Origin of the sequence: Sulfitobacter sp. 1A13421 (assembly GCF_043557285.1) — a bacterium.
Taxonomy (GTDB): Bacteria; Pseudomonadota; Alphaproteobacteria; order Rhodobacterales; family Rhodobacteraceae; genus Sulfitobacter; species Sulfitobacter faviae.
In genome coordinates, this window is the sequence record NZ_JBIFFQ010000002.1 from 465,009 (window position 1) to 481,659 (window position 16,651).

Genomic DNA, 16,651 nt, shown 5'->3' on the forward strand with positions numbered 1-16,651 from the left:
TCCAACGTTACTCTGCCGCCAGCGCGCTGACCTCTTGGCCGCTGGCCGCCATGATCGCTTTGACGATATTGTGGTAGCCGGTGCAGCGGCAGATGTTGCCGTCAAGGTAATGGCGCACCTCGGCCTCCGAAGGTTTCGGGTTTTCCTTGAGCAGCGCCGCCGCCGACATCACCATGCCCGGCGTGCAAAAGCCGCATTGCAGCCCGTGGTGATCTTGAAACGCCTGTTGGATGGTGCTGAGCGTGCCATCGGGGGCCGCCTGCCCTTCAATGGTCTCGACCTCGGCGCCATCGGCCTCGACCGCGAACATGGTGCAGGCTTTGACCGCATTGCCGTTCACATGCACCACGCAGGCGCCGCATTGGCTGGTGTCGCAGCCCACATGGGTGCCGGTCAGTTCCAGATCATCGCGCAGGAAATGCACCAGCAAAGTGCGGCCCTCGACCTCTCCCGACGCGGGTTTGCCGTTCACGGTCATCTTGACCTGTGTCATGTTCTTCCTCCCAGTCTGACGCTTGTTGAGATCAGTTAAGCACGACAAGCCCTAGTTGAGAACATATATTTTCCTAAGGTTTTGCCTCAGCCGTTGCCCGCGCTTTTGCCGGGGCTGCGCGGCTGCGGGCGCGTGGGGATCTCTTTCAGCAAGCCGCCCACCCCCATCGCCGCGATATCCGCGCTGGTGACGGGAATGCCGCAGACCAGCCGCGACAGCACCCAATCCGCCCCGTTCAGCGCGGGCGAACGGGCGCAGCCCGGCAGGCCGATCACCGCGCGGGCGCCAAGTTGGCCGAGAAAGAGCAGATTGCCCGGATCGACCGGCATACCAAAGCGCGTCACCTCGCCCCCCGCCGCGCGCAGGGCGGAGGGGGCCACGTCATTGATGTCCGACGTGGCGGAGGCAGTGAGGATCAGGACCAGATCGGTCTCAGCCGCGGCAATCGCCTCGGTCAGCGGGGCGCTGCGATGGGGGACGGTTACGACATCGCGCAGGGTCACATTAAGCGCGGTCAGCCGCCCCTCCACCGCGGCGCGGCCCTTGTCACCGGCGCCGCCGGGCACGTCGGTAATAATCAGCGTGGCATCGCGCAGCACAGGCGGCGCGAGGCGCAAGGCGCCCTCTCCCGCCGCCGTGCAGGCGGCCGCGACTGTGCTTTCAGGCAGGGCGTAGGAGATGATCTTGATTGTCGCCACCATGCCGTTTTCGCCCATCTGCTGATAGGGTGGCACGGTGGCCAGCGTGATCATCGGGTCCACCGCATTGACCGCCTCAAGCGCCGCGCGGTCCATCACCACCACCCCCGGCCCATCGGCCAGCAGGTTCACCCGCCCGGTGAAGGGTTTCGACATCCGCAGGCCCGAACCGCAGAGGCTTTCGGCCAATCGCGCGGCACCTGCGTTCTCATCAATATCACCGGGGTCGAGCCGGGCGACGATCACCTCTTCGATGCCTGCGCCTTCCAGCGCTGCGATATCCTCTTGGGTCAGCACGCGGCCTTTGCGCAGCCGCCCCTGCTCAACGGCGACGGAATGGGCCAGCGTCGCGCCCAAAGCCGCGCTCAAAGGGACCGGGCCAAACCTCATGGGCGGCGCAGGCTTTGGATCATCTGGGCAAGGATCGACACGGCGATTTCAGCCGGGCTGGCCGCGCCGATATCGAGGCCGACCGGCCCGTGGATACGCGCCGCCTGCTCTGCCGCCACACCTGCTTCCGCCAGCCGATCAAGCCTGCTGGCCTGCGTCCGGGTCGAGCCGAGCGCGCCGATATAGAAAGCCTCGGACCCGAGCGCCACATGCAGCGCCGGATCGTCGAGTTTCGGGTCATGGGTCAGCAAGACCACGGCGGTACGCGCGTCAACACCGATCTCGCGCAGGGCGGCATCGGGCCAATCGTTCACCACTTGGCAATCGGGGAAACGGGCGGGTGAGCCGAAAGCCTCCCGCGGGTCGATGACGATCGGATCGAACCCCGCCTCTGTCGCCATGCGCACCAGATGCTGCGCGATATGCACGGCGCCCACGATCACCAGCCGCAGCGGCGGATTGTGGATGGCGATGAACCGCCCGGTTTCATCCTCCACGCCAGAGCGGTCGCGGCGAAAGCGGTCATCATGCCCCGCCTCTGTCAGCCGACGGTCGCTGCCGTCCAACGCCACCTCATAGGCCACCGACTTACGGGCCGCGCGCCTTGCCACCAACTCGCGCAGCATCTCGAGGCTCAGCGCCTCCGGCCCCACCGGCTCCACCAGCACCTTGATCGTGCCGCCGCAGGCCAGCCCCACGGCAAAGGCATCACCATCGCTGACGCCATATTCCAACAGCCGCGTGCGGCCATCCTCCAACGCCTCCAGAGCCTCGACCACCACGGCCCCTTCGACGCAACCGCCCGAGACGGACCCCATCATCGTGCCGTCGCCCGCCACCGCCAGTTGCGCGCCTGCGCGGCGGGGGGCGGAGCCCCATGTTTCCACCACCGTGGCAAGGGCCACAGGCTCTCCGGCCTCGGCCCAGTCGAGCGCTTGTTCGGGGATCCGGTCCATCGGTTGTCCTTTCAACGTGAGGGCGCAAAGTGTGTCGCAATAGGGGCAAAGGTCAATGGCCGATCCGGCCTTCGGCTTCGCCTTGCACGCCGTGGCCTGCGGCACTACATCTAGCCCAAGCACTCACAACAGCCGGAGCCACCCCATGCCCATGCAAGCCAGCGAAATCGAAGACCTGATCCGCGCGTCCTTTCCGGATGCCAAGATCACCGTCGAAGGCAATGATGGCGTGCATATGGCGGCCATGGTCGTGGACGAAAGCTTTCGCGGCATGAACCGGGTGCAGCAGCAGCGCGCCGTCTATGCGGCCCTCAAGGGCAAGATGGACGGGTCAAACGGCGAATTGCACGCGCTGGCGCTGACCACCCGGACCCCGGACTAACCATGTGGGGCTGGGTCGCTGCGGCAGTCGTGAGCGGGATCGCCGCCACCGCCTATGCCCAGCACCGCGCCCGGCGCGGCCAGCATGTGCCGCTGTCGCAGCGCCAGCCACCCCGGCCTGAGACCGGCAAGGTGCCGCTGGGGATGGAGGCGCTGGATTTGGATGCCGTGGCCCGCACCGCGCGGCGCAACGAAAGCCTAGAGCGCGGGCATACGAATTGGACCAAGAAGCGGGGCGGCTTTTTCCTTGGCGGGGCCGAGGTTGAGGTCAAACCCTGGGCCGACGACGAAACCTATGCGCGGCGCTATCACGCTGCGTTCAAGAAACCAGATACGAAGGACGAATGACATGAGCGATGCCGCAAGCCAGATTAAGGAACAGATCACCGAGAATGACGTGGTTCTGTTTATGAAAGGCACGAAAGAAATGCCGCAGTGCGGCTTCTCCAGCCGCGTGGCCGGAGTGCTGAACTACATGGGCGTGAACTACAGCGACGTGAACGTGCTGGCGGATGAGAACCTGCGTCAGGGGATCAAGGATTTCTCCGACTGGCCGACCATCCCGCAGCTTTACGTCAAAGGCGAATTCGTCGGCGGCTGCGACATCATCACCGAGATGACGCTGTCGGGCGAATTGGACACCCTGTTCGACGAGAACGGCGTCGCCTTCGACAAGGAAGCCGCCGACAAGATCCGCGAAGCCAACGGCTAAGCCGGGCGCCCGCGTCAAACAAAACACCCCGGAGCGGTTTCGCGCTCCGGGGTGTTTTTGTATGTAAGGCCGGGGGGCAGCTCAGTCTTCGATGGCCGAGATCATATCGACACGGCGGCCATGCCGCCCGCCTTCGAATTCGGTGTCGAGAAAGGCATCCACGATCTCAAGCGCCAGACCGCCGCCGATCACCCGCGCGCCCATCGACAGCATATTCGCGTCATTATGCGCCCGGATCATCTTGGCCGAGAAGGTGTCGCTGCACACGCCGCAGCGGATGCCTTTGACCTTGTTGGCCGCCATCATGATGCCCTGCCCCGTGCCGCAGATCAAAATGCCCAGATCGAATTCCCCCGCCGCGATGCGCCGTGCAGCGGCTTCGCCATGTTTGGGGTAATCGGTGCTTTCCGCCGTGGCGGGGCCGATGTCTTCGACAGTGAACCCGCGTTCGGCCACATGGCGCGCGATGTCTTGGCGCAGGGCGATGTCGGCGTGGTCACTTGAGACGATGATGCGGGGTTTGGTGGTCATCTGAGGGCGTCCTGATTTTGCGTCACGGAGGGTCGCCCCGTTGGGGCGCGTTAGGTGGTCGCGCCGTAGGGGCGCGTTAGGTGGTCGCGCCGCAGGGGCGCGTTAGGTGGTCGCGCCGCAGGGGTGCGTTTCGCGCCTCCCAGAGCATATTGCAGCCCGCGCCGCAATCCCGCGCTGTTAGTCCTGAGGCAAACAGTCGCTATAAATCGGGGTCATCCCGTCGCCCGCCCCTGCCCGCCAAGCCAGCGAAGCACGGCCCTGATGCTCCCACCACTCATAGCCCGCACCGTCCGAAGGCCAGCCATAGCGCGCGCCAGAGGCGGATGGCAGGCGGCGCAACTGGATCAACCGCCCCTCGACATAGAGCACTGCCACGCCCGGATCGGCATCGGGCACATAGACCACCGGCACCGAAACGCCGCGCTCACAAATGTAAGTAACGGCGGAGGTTTCGGCCCCCGCGGGCGCGGCCCAGAGCAGCGCGCAAAAGGCTGCCCTGAGGACCCGCCTCATTTGCCCGCCTTCTCCTCGATCTCGGCGGCCAGCGCCTCGGCCCGGGCGGCGATTTCAGCAAGGGTGTCTTTCACCCCCTGCGGCACCACCGGCACTTCGATCCGCTCAGGCTCGACCTTGACGTTGCGCAGGCTGGTGAGTTCGGCCTCACGCTCGGCCAGTTCCGCGCGCAACTCTGCGATGCGATCCTCGACGCTTGCGGTCTTGTCGGCCAGAAGCAGGCCCGCCATCAGCAACATCCGCGCCTCGGGCATGCGGCCCACCTGATCGCTCAGCACGCGGGCTTCGTCGTCCAGCATCTTGGCGGCGGATTGCAGATAGCTTTCTTCACCTTCCTGACAGGCGACCTCGAAATGGCGGCCGCCAATGGTGATCCGTACCTCGGGCATCAGTCGGCCCCTCCTGACTTGGGTTCTTCTTCGGCGCTATCGTCTTGCGCAGTTGTCTCGGGCGCGGGCGCTTCGGCTTTGGCCTCTGCCCCCGTTTCATCCGCAGCTTCAACTTCCGGCTCGCCTTCTTCGACCAAGGGGGCCAGCGCGGTCAATACCGCGTCGATCTCGGCCATCTCGATCGCGCGGGTGGCGCGCAGGCTTTCCAACTCGGCAATCACGGCGGTGTCGATCAGCTTGGGATCGGCCAGCCCCTCGGCATTGGCCAGCCGCAACTGCTCACAGGCCGCCGACAGCTGCTCATTCGCCTGACGCAGACGCTGCACGTCCATATCAAGCTGGGTCACCCGGTCGTTGTTAAAGTCCATCTGCGCACGCAGGTCGTTCAATTCGTCCTGATGGCTTTCCTTCAGCGTCTTGACCCGGTCGGTCAGCTGAGCGTTGGCTTGCCGCTCCTCTTCCAAGGCCTGCACGATATCTTCATCCGGTTCTGCGGGCGCGGCGCTCAGCCGGTCCACCCCCTTGGCCATCTGGTCCATCGCGGCCGTGATGCGGCGCTGATAGTCTTCAAGTTCACTCATCCGCATGAATTCTCCTCACTCGTCCTGCTCTCTCGGCGGCGTTTTCGCCTGCCGTGCCCCGGGCTGCGCCCTGTTGCGGCGGCCCGTCCCGCAGATAGCGCGCGCCCCGCCCAATGTCACGCGCGCGAATCGCCCGTATCAGCCGGTTTTCGCAATCCTAGCCAAAGCGCGCTCAAATTGCGCCCCCCCTTTCGTTTCAGCGACTTGAGCCGCCAAGTTCACTCTGGCCCGCGCTACGGGTCGCGCCGGACCCGCCCGCGCACCCCAGTTGTGCTTGAACTTTGCCCCATCGCTGGTATGCACGAGCCCAATCTGCCACAGCCCCAAAGGAAGCCCCCGTGGATCTGACAGCCCTCGCAAGCGCAAACCCCGACCACTGGTCCAAGGCCACCGCCATTCGCGCGCTGACCCTCGATGCCGTGGCCGCCGCCAATTCCGGCCACTCCGGCATGCCGATGGGCATGGCCGATGTGGCCACCGTCCTTTTCGAAAAGCACCTGAAGTTCGACGCGTCCAACCCGCTTTGGCCCGACCGCGACCGATTCATCCTGTCGGCGGGCCACGGCTCCATGCTGCTTTACTCGCTGCTGCACCTGACGGGCTATGAGCAATTTCCCATCGAAGAGTTGAAGAACTTCCGCCAGATGGGCGCGCGCACCGCGGGCCACCCGGAGAACTTCCTCGCCGATGCGATTGAGACCACCACCGGCCCGCTGGGCCAAGGCATCGCCAATTCCGTCGGTTTCGCCATGGCCGAAGAGATGCTGCGCGCGCAATACGGTGCAAAGGTCGTGGACCATTACACCTATGTCATCGCCGGCGACGGCTGCCTGATGGAAGGCGTGAGCCAAGAGGCAATCACGCTGGCCGGCCGTCACAAGCTGAGCAAGCTCATCGTGATGTGGGACAACAACAACATCACCATCGACGGCCCCGTCACCCTGTCAGACACCACCGATCAGGTCACCCGCTTCAAGGCCGCCGGCTGGCATGTGATTGAGATCGACGGCCACAACCCCGATGAGATCGACGCGGCCTTGACCGAAGCGAAATCCACTGACCTGCCCTCGATGATTGCCTGTAAGACGCATATCGCGCTCGGCCACGCCGCGCAGGACACCTCGAAAGGCCACGGCGCGCTGACCGACGCTGACCAGATGGCCGAAGCCAAAGCCGCCTATGGCTGGACCACCGGCCCCTTCGAAGTGCCCGCTGACGTGAAATCCGCTTGGGAAGAGATCGGCAAATGCGGCGCCGACGCCCGCCGCGACTGGGAAGAGCGTTTCGACAAACTGCCCCGCGCCAAGCGCGAGACCTTCAACCGCGCCCTCGCCCTCGACGCGCCGAAAAAGATGAGCGCGACGGTCAAGGCCTTCAAAAAGCAGATCACCGAAGGCGCGCCCAAGATGGCGACCCGCGCGGCAAGCGAGAAAGCCCTCGAAGTGCTGAACCCGATCCTGCCGGAAACCGTTGGCGGCTCGGCGGACCTGACCGGTTCGAACAACACCAAGACCAGCGATCTCGGCATCTTCGACACCGACAACCGTGGCGGGCGCTATGTCTACTGGGGCATTCGTGAGCACGGCATGGCCGCGGCAATGAACGGCATGGCGCTGCACGGCGGCCTGCGCCCCTATGGCGGCACCTTCATGTGCTTCACCGACTACGCGCGCCCCGCGATGCGTCTGGCGGCCTTGATGCAAATCCCCACGGCCTTCGTCATGACCCATGACAGCATCGGCCTTGGCGAAGATGGTCCGACCCACCAGCCGATCGAACATCTGGCGATCAGCCGTGCCACGCCCAACACCTACGTCTTCCGCCCCGCCGACGCGGTGGAAACGGCAGAGGCTTGGGAAATCGCCTTCACCGCGAAAACCACGCCATCGGTTCTGTCGCTGACCCGTCAGGGCCTGCCCACCGTGCGCCTGGAGCACAAAAACAACAACCTCACCGAAAAAGGCGCCTATGTGCTGGCCGATGCCGAGGGCAAGCGTCAGGTGATCCTGATTGCCACCGGCTCTGAGGTGCATGTCGCATTGGCCGCGCGTGAGTTGCTCCAAGCCGAAGGCATTGGCACCCGCGTCGTCTCCATGCCTTGCATGGAACTCTTCGCCGCGCAGGACGAAGCCTACCGCAAGCGCGTCCTGCCCGGTGGCGCCGTGCGCGTCGGGATCGAGGCCGGTGCCCGTCAGGGCTGGGACCAGTGGCTTTTTGGCGAGCGTGGCAAATACGGCAAGGCGGATTTCGTTGGCATGGACCGTTTCGGCGCCTCTGCCCCGGCGGAAGAACTCTTCGAGCGCTTCGGCTTCACCGCAGAGAACGTGGCAGAGAAGGCCAAAGCGCTGCTCTGATCTGCGGGTCATACAATACCAAAAGGGGGCGACGGTTCATCCGTCGCCCCCTTTTTCATTTACCAGATTAGGTCGCTCTTAAACGGCTGCCTTATGAAACACCTTACGCCAGATCGGCGTCACGATCTTTTCCCCGATTGGGATCAGAACAAGACCAAGCGCCAGACCAAAGATCCCGTCAAACCCTGCCGTGGTGATCCATTCGACGGCCCCTTGGAACTGCGCCGGCACTGCATGACCAACGGTCACGGCGATGTCATGAATCCATTTGTAAGGTGCGGCATAACCCATCTGCTCCAACCCGTGGATGATAATCGACCCACCGACCCAAAGCATGGCCGCGGTCCCGACAATGGTCAGCAGCTTCAGGAACCCCGGCATCCCGCGGACCAGACCGCGGCCCAGGCTCCGCGTCAGGCCAAACCGTCCCCGGTTCGCCATCACAAGCCCCACATCATCCATTTTGACGATCAAGGCGACAGCGCCATAGACCGCCACGGTGATCATAATCGCCACCGCCGCAAGCGTCGCCGCCTCCATCCAAAAGTTGCTTTCGGGGATCGCAGAAAGGGCAATGGTCATGATCTCCGCCGACAGGATAAAGTCAGTCTTGATCGCGCCCGCGGCCTTCTTCTCCTCCAGCTGCGCGGGGTCTTCGACCACCTTCTCCTTATCGGGATAATCCTCATGCCCATGCCCCCAACCCAGCGCATGGGCGACCTTTTCGGCCCCCTCGAAACACAGGTAAGCCCCGCCCAGCATCAAAAGCGGCGGGATCGCCCATGGCGCAAAATTCGCCAAAAGCAGACCCACGGGCAGCAAATAGACCAGCTTGTTGCGCAACGACCCCTTGGTGATCCGCCAGATCACCGGCAACTCACGCTCGGCCTTGAACCCATGCAGATATTTCGGCGTCACGGCGGCATCATCGATCACCGCGCCCGCCGCTTTAGAGCCCGCCTTGGCCGCCTGCCCGATCACGTCATCCACGCTCGCCGCTGCAACCTTGGCGATGGCCGCCACGTCATCCACAAGTGCCAGTAAACCGCTCATTCCATGCCCCTTTTTGCGTGCTGCATCCGAAGTAGCATGTGCAGCCCATCTGGCAAGTCCGAAGCCGATGCGACCTTTACCGCTAACATGCAAGTTTAACGCTAACATATGGAAATCATTTGGTTTTGCCCCTTTCCCCTGACCGCTCCTGCCGGATATAGAACCCGCGACCCCGACATACGGCCCCCCACCCGCGCGGCCCGAGACAAGGAATGCACCATGACCATCAAAGTTGGCATCAACGGATTTGGCCGCATCGGCCGCTGTACGCTCAGCCATATCGCGGCCTCGGGGCGCGATGATATCGAAGTGATCAAGGTCAACGCCACCGGCCCGCTCAGCACCGCGGCGCATCTCATCAAATACGATTCCGTCCATGGCCGCTTCCCGGGCGGGGTGCAGATCGACGACGGCTACATGAACCTCGGCCAAAACGACATCGAGATGATGTCGACCTACAACCTCGAAGAGCTCGACTGGTCCGGCTGCGACGTGGTGCTGGAATGCACCGGCAAGTTCAACGACGGCAACAAGGCCAATGTACACCTCGAAAACGGCGCCAAACGCGTGCTCCTCTCGGCGCCGGGCAAGAACGTCGACAAGACCATCGTCTACGGCGTCAACGATGACCAGCTCGAAGTCTCCGACCGGATGATCTCCAACGGGTCTTGCACCACCAACTGCCTCGCGCCGCTGGCCAAGGTGATGCATGAGGCCGTGGGCATCGAAAGCGGCCTGATGACCACGATCCACAGCTACACCGGCGACCAGCCAACGCTCGACCGCCGCCACAACGACCTCTACCGCGCCCGCGCCGCCGCCATGGCGCTGATCCCCACCTCCACCGGCGCTGCCAAGGCTCTGGGCGAAGTGCTGCCCGCGCTGAAGGGCAAACTCGACGGCACCGCAATGCGCGTGCCCACCCCCAATGTCTCGGCCGTCGACCTCACCTTCCAAGCCAGCCGTGACGTGACCGTCGAGGAGATCAACGCCGCCGCCCGCGCCGCCGCCGATGGCCCGATGAAACGCGTGCTGGCCTACGACCCCGAGCAGAAGGTCAGCATCGACTTCAACCATACCGAGGAAAGCTGCATCTTCGCCCCCGACCAGACCATCGTCGTCGCAGGCCGCACGGTGCGCGTGCTGGGGTGGTACGATAACGAATGGGCCTTCTCGGTGCGCATGGCCGATGTGGCCGTCGCCATGGGCAAACTGGGCTGAGGCTTGCACGGCGAGGATGTGGCTGTAATATCAGGCCATTCCCGGGCCGGAGCCACACCATGACCAATCCCATCGCCATCGTGCTGGCCCTCGTCATCGCCGGGGCGATGGCGGTCGACCTTTATGTCTATGGGGCCGACCATATGATCTATCTCGGCAAGAAACTCTTCGCGCTGATCGAATGGGTGGCCTTCTGGCGGTAACCTTCCCCCAATCGCTCGCCCCCATAGCCAAAAAAAGACGCGGCCGCTAATCAAGCGCCACGCCCCTCCCCTTCATCCTTTTAAAAATACCTCGCAGAACCACGCCTCACGCGGCCCACTCACCACTCCAAACGCTACCTCTGCGAAAACCGCTCAATCAGCACCTTATTCACCGCCGGCGTCACGAATTTACTGACATCCCCATCCAACCGCGCGATCTCTTTCACCAATTTGCTGGCAATCGCCTGATGGGTGGCCTCGGCCATCAAGAAGACCGTCTCGATGGAATCGTCTAGCTGCCGGTTCATACCGACCATCTGGAACTCATATTCGAAATCGGACACGGCGCGCAGGCCGCGCACGATGGTCTGGGCGCCCACGTCGCGGGCACAGTCAATGAGCAGGTTTTCGAAAGGATGCACCACGATCTCGACGCCGGTCTCTTCGGCCAATTGCGCGCACTCCGCTTCGATCAAGGCGACCCGTTCTTCGAGGGTGAACAACGGCCCCTTGTCGCGGTTGATGGCCACGCCGATCACCAGCCGGTCGACCATACGGGCCGCGCGGCGGATGATGTCGATATGCCCCAGCGTGATCGGGTCGAACGTACCGGGGTAAAGGGCTATGCGCATGTAATTGTCCTGCGTATCTGCTGCGTTGCGGCGCAGCCAATCATTTCACCGCCCCAAGCGCAAGTCGGTTAGCGATAGCATTGCCCCGTCGTCAGTCGGCGGGTGCCACAGTTTAAAGGCCGCTTCAGTGGCCCATGATCATGCCTTCAAGAGCCTGTTTCTCCATCGACAGCTCTTGCAATTGTGCTTTGACCACATCGCCGAGGGAGATCAGCCCCACCAACTCGCCGTCCTCCAGCACCGGCATATGGCGGAACCGCCCATCGGTCATCTTTTGCAGAACCGCATCGGACCGGTCATCGCGGCTACAGGTCACCAATTTGCGGGTCATCAGGGTTTCGGCCGCCTGCTCCAGACAGCCCGCGCCCGCACGGCCCAGCTCGCGCACGATGTCCCGCTCAGACAGGATCCCATCAGGCGTCTTGCCATCGGCCGAGATCACCAGCGTCCCAATCCGTTTCTCGGCCAGCATCGCCGCCGCTTCGGAGATCGCCAATCCGGGTTTGGCCGTCACCACCTTGTCATCGGGCTTGGTCTTGAGAATCTGCGATACGAGCATCTGGCGCCTCCTTGGGTACAGGGCAAAGTCACCTCCAGCGTCACCGCGAAATCCTTTTCTGTCAAGCTTTTGGCGCAGCCCGCCCCGAGGCCCGCGCCTCCAGCCGCGCGGTCTCGGTCCGCAGTCCGGTGGCCAGCGCCTCGGCAAAGGCCGCCAACCGCGCGTTGCGGCGGTCATCGGCGTGGCGGATCAGATAGAAGGCGCGTTTGAGGCTCACGGCATCGGTGAGGATGCGCCGCACCCCCTGCGTCGCGGCGAGCGAGAAGTCATGCGCGACCCCAATTCCCCCGCCCTGCTGGATCATCCGCACCTGTACGGATACGGAATTCGACGCCAGCGCCACGCGGCTGATGCCAAGGTCGGCGAGGTAATCCAACTCACGGTCAAAGATCATATCGGGGATATAGCCGACCATCCGGTGCCCTTGCAGATCGCCCACGGCGGTCACCTCAGGATGCTGTGCCAGATAGCTTTCCGCGGCGGCGAGATGGAGGTGGTAGTCCGTCACTTTCTGCACCACCAACCGCCCCGCCGTGGGCGCACTTACCCCGATGGCCATATCCGCTTCGCGCCGGGATAGGTTGAATACGCGCGGCAATGCGATGATCTGCACGTCCAGATCGGGGTTCTTCGCGGCAATCGCCGCACAGACCTGTGGCAGCAGATAGTTCGCCGCCCCGTCGGGCGCGCCGACACGGATCTGCCCCGAAAGCTGATCGCTTTGCACCTGCACCCCGGCGGTGGCCGCGCGCATCGCCTGTTCGGCCCGCTCTGCCCGCTGCATGAGGTCTCGCCCTGCTTCGGTCAGCATATAGCCCTGCGGCGATTTCACGAAGAGGACGGTTTGCAACGCCTTTTCCAACCGCGCCATGCGGCGGCCCAGCGTTGCGGGATCGAGCCGCAGCAGCTTGCCCGCACCAGACAAGCTTTCCTCTCGTGCGACGGCCAGAAACAGCCGCAGGTCGTCCCAATTTTGATCCATCTATCTGCCCCCACACTTTGCAAAAATGCAAGACGGTTTTGCCATCCTTCCTCTGTTCCGGTTCTTTTTGCAAGGCTATCGTGCCGCCAACCATAGAGGAGACCGATCATGCAAGAGATGACGCATTATTTGAACGGCGAACACGTTAAGGGCACCTCCGGGCGCTTTGCCGACGTGATGAACCCCGCCACCGGCGAGGTGCAGGCCAAGGTGCCGCTCGCCAATGGCGAAGAGCTGAACAAGGCCGTGGAATACGCCCTTGCTGCACAGCCGAAATGGGCCGCCACCAACCCGCAGCGCCGCGCCCGCGTGCTGATGAAATTCGTGGCCCTGCTGAACCGCGACATGGACAAGCTGGCCGAAGCGCTGAGCCGCGAGCACGGCAAGACCCTACCCGATGCCGCAGGCGACGTGCAGCGTGGTCTCGAAGTGGTGGAATACTGCATCGGTGCGCCGGAACTGCTGAAGGGCGACTTCACCGACAGCGCGGGCCCCGGCATCGACATGTACTCCATGCGCCAACCGCTGGGTGTCACCGCGGGCATCACGCCCTTCAACTTCCCGGCGATGATCCCGATGTGGATGTTCGCGCCCGCCATCGCCTGCGGCAACGCCTTCATCCTCAAGCCGTCCGAGCGTGACCCCTCCGTGCCGCTGATGCTGGCCGAACTGCTGGAAGAAGCCGGTCTGCCCAAGGGCATCCTGCAGGTCGTCAACGGCGACAAGGAAGCGGTCGACGCGATCCTGCACCATGACGTGATCCAGTCCATCGGCTTCGTCGGCTCCACCCCGATCGCCGAGTACATCTATGCTACCGGCTGTGCCAACGGCAAACGCGTGCAGTGCTTCGGCGGTGCCAAGAACCACATGATCATCATGCCCGACGCCGACCTCGACCAGGCCGCCGACGCGCTGGTGGGTGCGGGCTACGGTGCCGCGGGCGAACGCTGCATGGCGATCTCCGTCGCCGTGCCGGTGGGCGAGGAAACCGCCGACCGTCTGATCGAGAAGCTGGTGCCGCGCATCGAGAAGCTGAAAGTCGGCCCCTACACCGCGGGCAATGACGTGGACTACGGCCCCGTGGTCACCGCCGCCGCCAAGGCCAACATTGAGCGTCTGGTCCAGACCGGCATCGATCAGGGCGCGGAACTGGTCGTCGACGGGCGCGACTTTAAACTGCAAGGCTACGAGAACGGCTATTTCGTCGGCCCGCACCTGTTTGACCGCGCGACCAAGGACATGGACATCTACCAGCAGGAAATCTTCGGCCCCGTGCTGACCTGCGTCCGCGCCAAGGACTACGAAGAGGCGCTTGGCCTTGCGATGGACCATGAATACGGCAACGGCACGGCGATCTTCACCCGTGACGGTGACGCGGCGCGTGACTTCGCCAACCGCATCAACATCGGCATGGTCGGCGTGAACGTGCCGATCCCGGTGCCGCTGGCCTATCACACCTTCGGCGGCTGGAAGAAATCCGTCTTCGGCGATTTGAACCAGCACGGGCCCGATGCGTTCAAGTTCTACACCCGCACCAAAACCGTCACGGCCCGTTGGCCGAGCGGCATCAAGGAGGGTGGCGAGTTCTCCATCCCCGTGATGGAGTGATCCATCACGCCGGCTGCCCCCGCGGCAGTCGGCCCCATTGAACGAGGCCAGCGCCATGCAAAAAGAATTCACCATCGGTATCGAAGAAGAGTACCTTCTGGTCGACAAGGATTCACTGGCGCTGGCCGACACGCCCGCAGGGCTGATGGAGGATTGCCGCAAAGACCTTGGCGATCAGGTCAGCCCCGAGATGCTGCTCTGTCAGATCGAGATTGGCAGCAAACCCTGCGCCACTGTGGCCGAGGCCCGCGACGATCTGCGCCACCTGCGCAGCACCATCGCCAAACATGCCGCCAAACATAACCTCGCCCCCATCGCCGTGTCCTGCCATCCGTTTTCGGATTGGAAGAACCAGGAGATCACCCATAAGGAACGCTACGCCAAGATCGAGAACGAGTTGGAAAACGTCGCCCGCCGCATGTTGAGCTGCGGGATGCATGTGCATGTGGGGATAGAGGGCGATGACCTGCGCATCGATCTGATGCCGCAGTTCTCCTATTTCCTGCCACATCTGCTGGCGCTCTCGGCCTCCTCGCCCTATTGGCAGGGCGAAGACACCGGGTTGGCTTCCTACCGACTTGCGGTGATGGAAAGCATGCCACGAACCGGCCTGCCGCCCCTGCTTCATAGCTGGGGGGAATATGAACGCAGCACGCAGGCGTTGATCGACCTCGACATCATCCCCGACCAGTCGAAAATCTGGTGGGACCTGCGCCCTTCGACACATTATCCCACGCTGGAAAGTCGTATCTGCGATGTGCAACCGCGCCTGTCACATGCGCTTGGGCTGGCGGGGCTGACGCAATCCATCGCCCGCTTCCTGCTGCGCCTGCGCGACAGCAACCTGCGCTGGCGTGAGTATGACCGTTTCCTGATCGAGGAAAACCGCTGGCGCGCGCAGCGCTACGGCGTGAACGAGACGCTGATTGATTTCGGCGGGCCGACCCTCAAACCCTTCGACCAGATTTTCGAAGAGATCATCGGCATGATCGCCGAGGATGCCGAAGCGCTCGGGTGTCTGGATGAGGTCTGCGCGCTGCGGGATGTGGTGAAAGAGGGCACCTCTGCCGACCGCCAGCGCAAAGTCTGGGCCGACGCGCCCGAGGGCCAAGGCGGCGAGGCTGTCGTCCGCCATCTGATCGAGGAATACCACGCCGATCTGTGACGCTTGTTGCGGCTCCTTTCGGCTGATAGAATTAAACAAGTGTTCAGTTCCAAGGACACATGACTTCAGGGAGGAGCCGCGATGGATTTCGCATTGAACGAGGAACAGACCGCCATTTTCGACATGGCCCATGCCTTTGGGCAGGACAATATCGCCCCCCATGCCCATCAGTGGGAAAAGGACGGCACCATCCCCAAGGAGTTGTGGCCGCAGATCGGCGAGCTGGGCTTCGGCGGGCTCTATGTCTCCGAAGAGACCGGCGGCGCGGGGCTCACGCGCCTCGACGCCACGCTGGTTTTCGAGGCGCTGTCGATGGCCTGCCCCTCGGTCGCGGCGTTCCTCTCGATCCACAACATGTGCGCCAAAATGCTCGACACTTTCGCCAGTGACGAGATGAAAGAGCGCGTCATGCCCAAGGTGCTGACCATGGAGACGGTGCTGAGCTACTGCCTCACTGAACCCGGCTCCGGCTCCGACGCCGCCGCGCTCAAAACCCGCTGCGAGCGCAGCAACGAGGGCTACACCCTGAACGGCACCAAGGCCTTCATCTCAGGCGGCGGTTATTCGGATGCCTATGTCACCATGGTGCGCACCTCCGACGAGGGCGCGCGCGGCGTGTCCACCGTCTATGTTGAGGACGGCACCCCGGGCCTCAGCTTCGGCGGGCTCGAGGACAAGATGGGTTGGCGGAGCCAGCCGACGGCGCTGGTGCAGTTCGACGATTGCAAGATCGGGGCCGAGAACCTTGTCGGTGAAGAGGGCAAGGGCTTTAAATACGCCATGGCTGGCCTCGACGGCGGGCGTCTTAACATCTCCGCCTGCTCGCTTGGCGCGGCGCAGACCGCGCTCAACAAGACGCTGGACTACATGGGCGACCGCAAGGCCTTCGGCCAGACCATCGACCAGTTCCAGGGGCTGCAGTTCCGCCTCGCCGATATGGAGATCGAGTTGCAGGCCGCGCGCACCTTCCTGCGCCAAGCGGCGTGGAAGCTCGACACCGGCGCGCCCGACGCCACCAAGTTCTGCGCCATGGCCAAGAAATTCGTGACCGAGACCGGCAGCAAGGTCGTCGACCAGTGCCTGCAACTGCACGGCGGCTATGGCTACCTTGCCGACTACGGGATCGAGAAACTGGTCCGCGACCTGCGCGTGCACCAGATCCTCGAAGGCACTAATGAGATCATGCGCGTGATCGTCGCCCGCGACATGCTCAAGAACCGCTGAGGCCCC

General features: G+C 63.6%; 20 protein-coding genes. 9 read left to right on the forward strand and 11 right to left on the reverse strand.

What is annotated here, in order from left to right; translation table 11 throughout:
• Window positions 1-7: 7 nt before the first annotated feature.
• From ACGYLI_RS06010 to ACGYLI_RS06020, 3 genes are all read right to left on the reverse strand, one after another.
• Entirely contained in the window at window positions 8-493 is a 486-nt protein-coding gene (locus ACGYLI_RS06010) for a (2Fe-2S)-binding protein (RefSeq protein WP_067268228.1), read from the reverse strand.
• 86 nt (window positions 494-579) lie between these two features.
• Complete coding sequence (locus tag ACGYLI_RS06015) at window positions 580-1,581, reverse strand: molybdopterin-binding protein (RefSeq protein ID WP_394418078.1); 1,002 nt, start codon at window positions 1,579-1,581, stop codon at window positions 580-582.
• Complete coding sequence (locus ACGYLI_RS06020) at window positions 1,578-2,537, reverse strand: XdhC family protein (protein ID WP_394418081.1); 960 nt, start codon at window positions 2,535-2,537, stop codon at window positions 1,578-1,580. The genes ACGYLI_RS06015 and ACGYLI_RS06020 overlap by 4 nt, the downstream gene beginning before the upstream one ends.
• 145 nt (window positions 2,538-2,682) lie before the next feature.
• On the opposite strand from ACGYLI_RS06020, the gene ACGYLI_RS06025 reads away from it, so the two are divergent.
• The 3 genes from ACGYLI_RS06025 to grxD are packed head-to-tail and all read left to right on the forward strand — an operon-like array spanning window position 2,683 to window position 3,630.
• Window positions 2,683-2,919: a BolA family protein gene (locus ACGYLI_RS06025; RefSeq protein WP_067268222.1), complete on the forward strand. Its 237-nt coding sequence runs from the start codon at window positions 2,683-2,685 to the stop codon at window positions 2,917-2,919.
• 2 nt (window positions 2,920-2,921) lie between these two features.
• On the forward strand, window positions 2,922-3,266 hold the full coding sequence (locus tag ACGYLI_RS06030) for a hypothetical protein (RefSeq protein WP_394418084.1): 345 nt from the start codon (window positions 2,922-2,924) through the stop codon (window positions 3,264-3,266).
• 1 nt (window position 3,267) lies between these two features.
• Window positions 3,268-3,630, forward strand: coding sequence for a Grx4 family monothiol glutaredoxin (gene grxD, locus ACGYLI_RS06035; RefSeq protein ID WP_209217636.1), 363 nt, complete (start codon window positions 3,268-3,270; stop codon window positions 3,628-3,630).
• 81 nt (window positions 3,631-3,711) lie between these two features.
• Here grxD and rpiB read toward each other — a convergent pair whose 3' ends face one another.
• The 4 genes from rpiB to ACGYLI_RS06055 form a co-directional block, all read right to left on the reverse strand.
• Window positions 3,712-4,161 carry a ribose 5-phosphate isomerase B gene (gene rpiB / locus ACGYLI_RS06040; RefSeq protein WP_271691487.1) on the reverse strand — a complete coding sequence of 150 codons (450 nt, stop codon included), beginning with the start codon at window positions 4,159-4,161 and terminating at the stop codon, window positions 3,712-3,714.
• Window positions 4,162-4,338: 177 nt separating this feature from the next.
• On the reverse strand, window positions 4,339-4,674 hold the full coding sequence (locus tag ACGYLI_RS06045; protein WP_394418087.1) for an MliC family protein: 336 nt from the start codon (window positions 4,672-4,674) through the stop codon (window positions 4,339-4,341).
• Entirely contained in the window at window positions 4,671-5,063 is a 393-nt protein-coding gene (locus ACGYLI_RS06050; RefSeq protein ID WP_168613525.1) for a cell division protein ZapA, read from the reverse strand. Before ACGYLI_RS06050 ends, ACGYLI_RS06045 begins: the two co-directional genes overlap by 4 nt.
• Window positions 5,063-5,644 carry a hypothetical protein gene (locus ACGYLI_RS06055; RefSeq protein WP_394400829.1) on the reverse strand — a complete coding sequence of 194 codons (582 nt, stop codon included), beginning with the start codon at window positions 5,642-5,644 and terminating at the stop codon, window positions 5,063-5,065. Before ACGYLI_RS06055 ends, ACGYLI_RS06050 begins: the two co-directional genes overlap by 1 nt.
• A 338-nt stretch (window positions 5,645-5,982) precedes the next feature.
• On the opposite strand from ACGYLI_RS06055, the gene tkt reads away from it, so the two are divergent.
• On the forward strand, window positions 5,983-7,998 hold the full coding sequence (gene tkt, locus ACGYLI_RS06060; protein WP_394418090.1) for a transketolase: 2,016 nt from the start codon (window positions 5,983-5,985) through the stop codon (window positions 7,996-7,998).
• 78 nt (window positions 7,999-8,076) lie between these two features.
• Here the strand turns inward: tkt and ACGYLI_RS06065 are convergent, their stop codons facing one another.
• Window positions 8,077-9,051, reverse strand: a complete 975-nt coding sequence (locus ACGYLI_RS06065; RefSeq protein ID WP_394418093.1) for a DUF808 domain-containing protein — start codon at window positions 9,049-9,051, stop codon at window positions 8,077-8,079.
• Window positions 9,052-9,270: 219 nt separating this feature from the next.
• Between ACGYLI_RS06065 and gap the strand changes: the two genes are divergently transcribed.
• Both gap and ACGYLI_RS06075 read left to right on the forward strand, forming a co-directional pair.
• Window positions 9,271-10,272: a type I glyceraldehyde-3-phosphate dehydrogenase gene (gene gap / locus ACGYLI_RS06070; RefSeq protein ID WP_394418096.1), complete on the forward strand. Its 1,002-nt coding sequence runs from the start codon at window positions 9,271-9,273 to the stop codon at window positions 10,270-10,272.
• 59 nt (window positions 10,273-10,331) lie between these two features.
• A complete protein-coding gene (locus ACGYLI_RS06075; RefSeq protein ID WP_394418099.1) occupies window positions 10,332-10,475 on the forward strand; it encodes a hypothetical protein in 144 nt (47 codons plus the stop codon).
• A 134-nt stretch (window positions 10,476-10,609) separates the two neighbouring features.
• Here the strand turns inward: ACGYLI_RS06075 and coaD are convergent, their stop codons facing one another.
• The 3 genes from coaD to ACGYLI_RS06090 form a co-directional block, all read right to left on the reverse strand.
• Complete coding sequence (gene coaD / locus ACGYLI_RS06080) at window positions 10,610-11,107, reverse strand: pantetheine-phosphate adenylyltransferase (protein WP_067265450.1); 498 nt, start codon at window positions 11,105-11,107, stop codon at window positions 10,610-10,612.
• A 124-nt stretch (window positions 11,108-11,231) separates the two neighbouring features.
• A complete protein-coding gene (locus tag ACGYLI_RS06085; protein ID WP_067265447.1) occupies window positions 11,232-11,666 on the reverse strand; it encodes a CBS domain-containing protein in 435 nt (144 codons plus the stop codon).
• A gap of 61 nt (window positions 11,667-11,727) precedes the next feature.
• Window positions 11,728-12,648: a LysR family transcriptional regulator gene (locus tag ACGYLI_RS06090; protein WP_394418102.1), complete on the reverse strand. Its 921-nt coding sequence runs from the start codon at window positions 12,646-12,648 to the stop codon at window positions 11,728-11,730.
• Window positions 12,649-12,756: 108 nt separating this feature from the next.
• Between ACGYLI_RS06090 and ACGYLI_RS06095 the strand changes: the two genes are divergently transcribed.
• The 3 genes from ACGYLI_RS06095 (at window position 12,757) to ACGYLI_RS06105 (ending at window position 16,645) form a co-directional block, all read left to right on the forward strand.
• Window positions 12,757-14,256, forward strand: a complete 1,500-nt coding sequence (locus ACGYLI_RS06095) for a CoA-acylating methylmalonate-semialdehyde dehydrogenase (protein WP_394418105.1) — start codon at window positions 12,757-12,759, stop codon at window positions 14,254-14,256.
• 55 nt (window positions 14,257-14,311) lie between these two features.
• The gene (locus ACGYLI_RS06100) at window positions 14,312-15,421 is read left to right on the forward strand and encodes a carboxylate-amine ligase (protein ID WP_394418108.1); all 1,110 of its coding nucleotides are present in this window, start codon (window positions 14,312-14,314) and stop codon (window positions 15,419-15,421) included.
• A gap of 81 nt (window positions 15,422-15,502) precedes the next feature.
• Window positions 15,503-16,645: an acyl-CoA dehydrogenase family protein gene (locus ACGYLI_RS06105; RefSeq protein WP_394418111.1), complete on the forward strand. Its 1,143-nt coding sequence runs from the start codon at window positions 15,503-15,505 to the stop codon at window positions 16,643-16,645.
• Window positions 16,646-16,651: the final 6 nt, after the last annotated feature.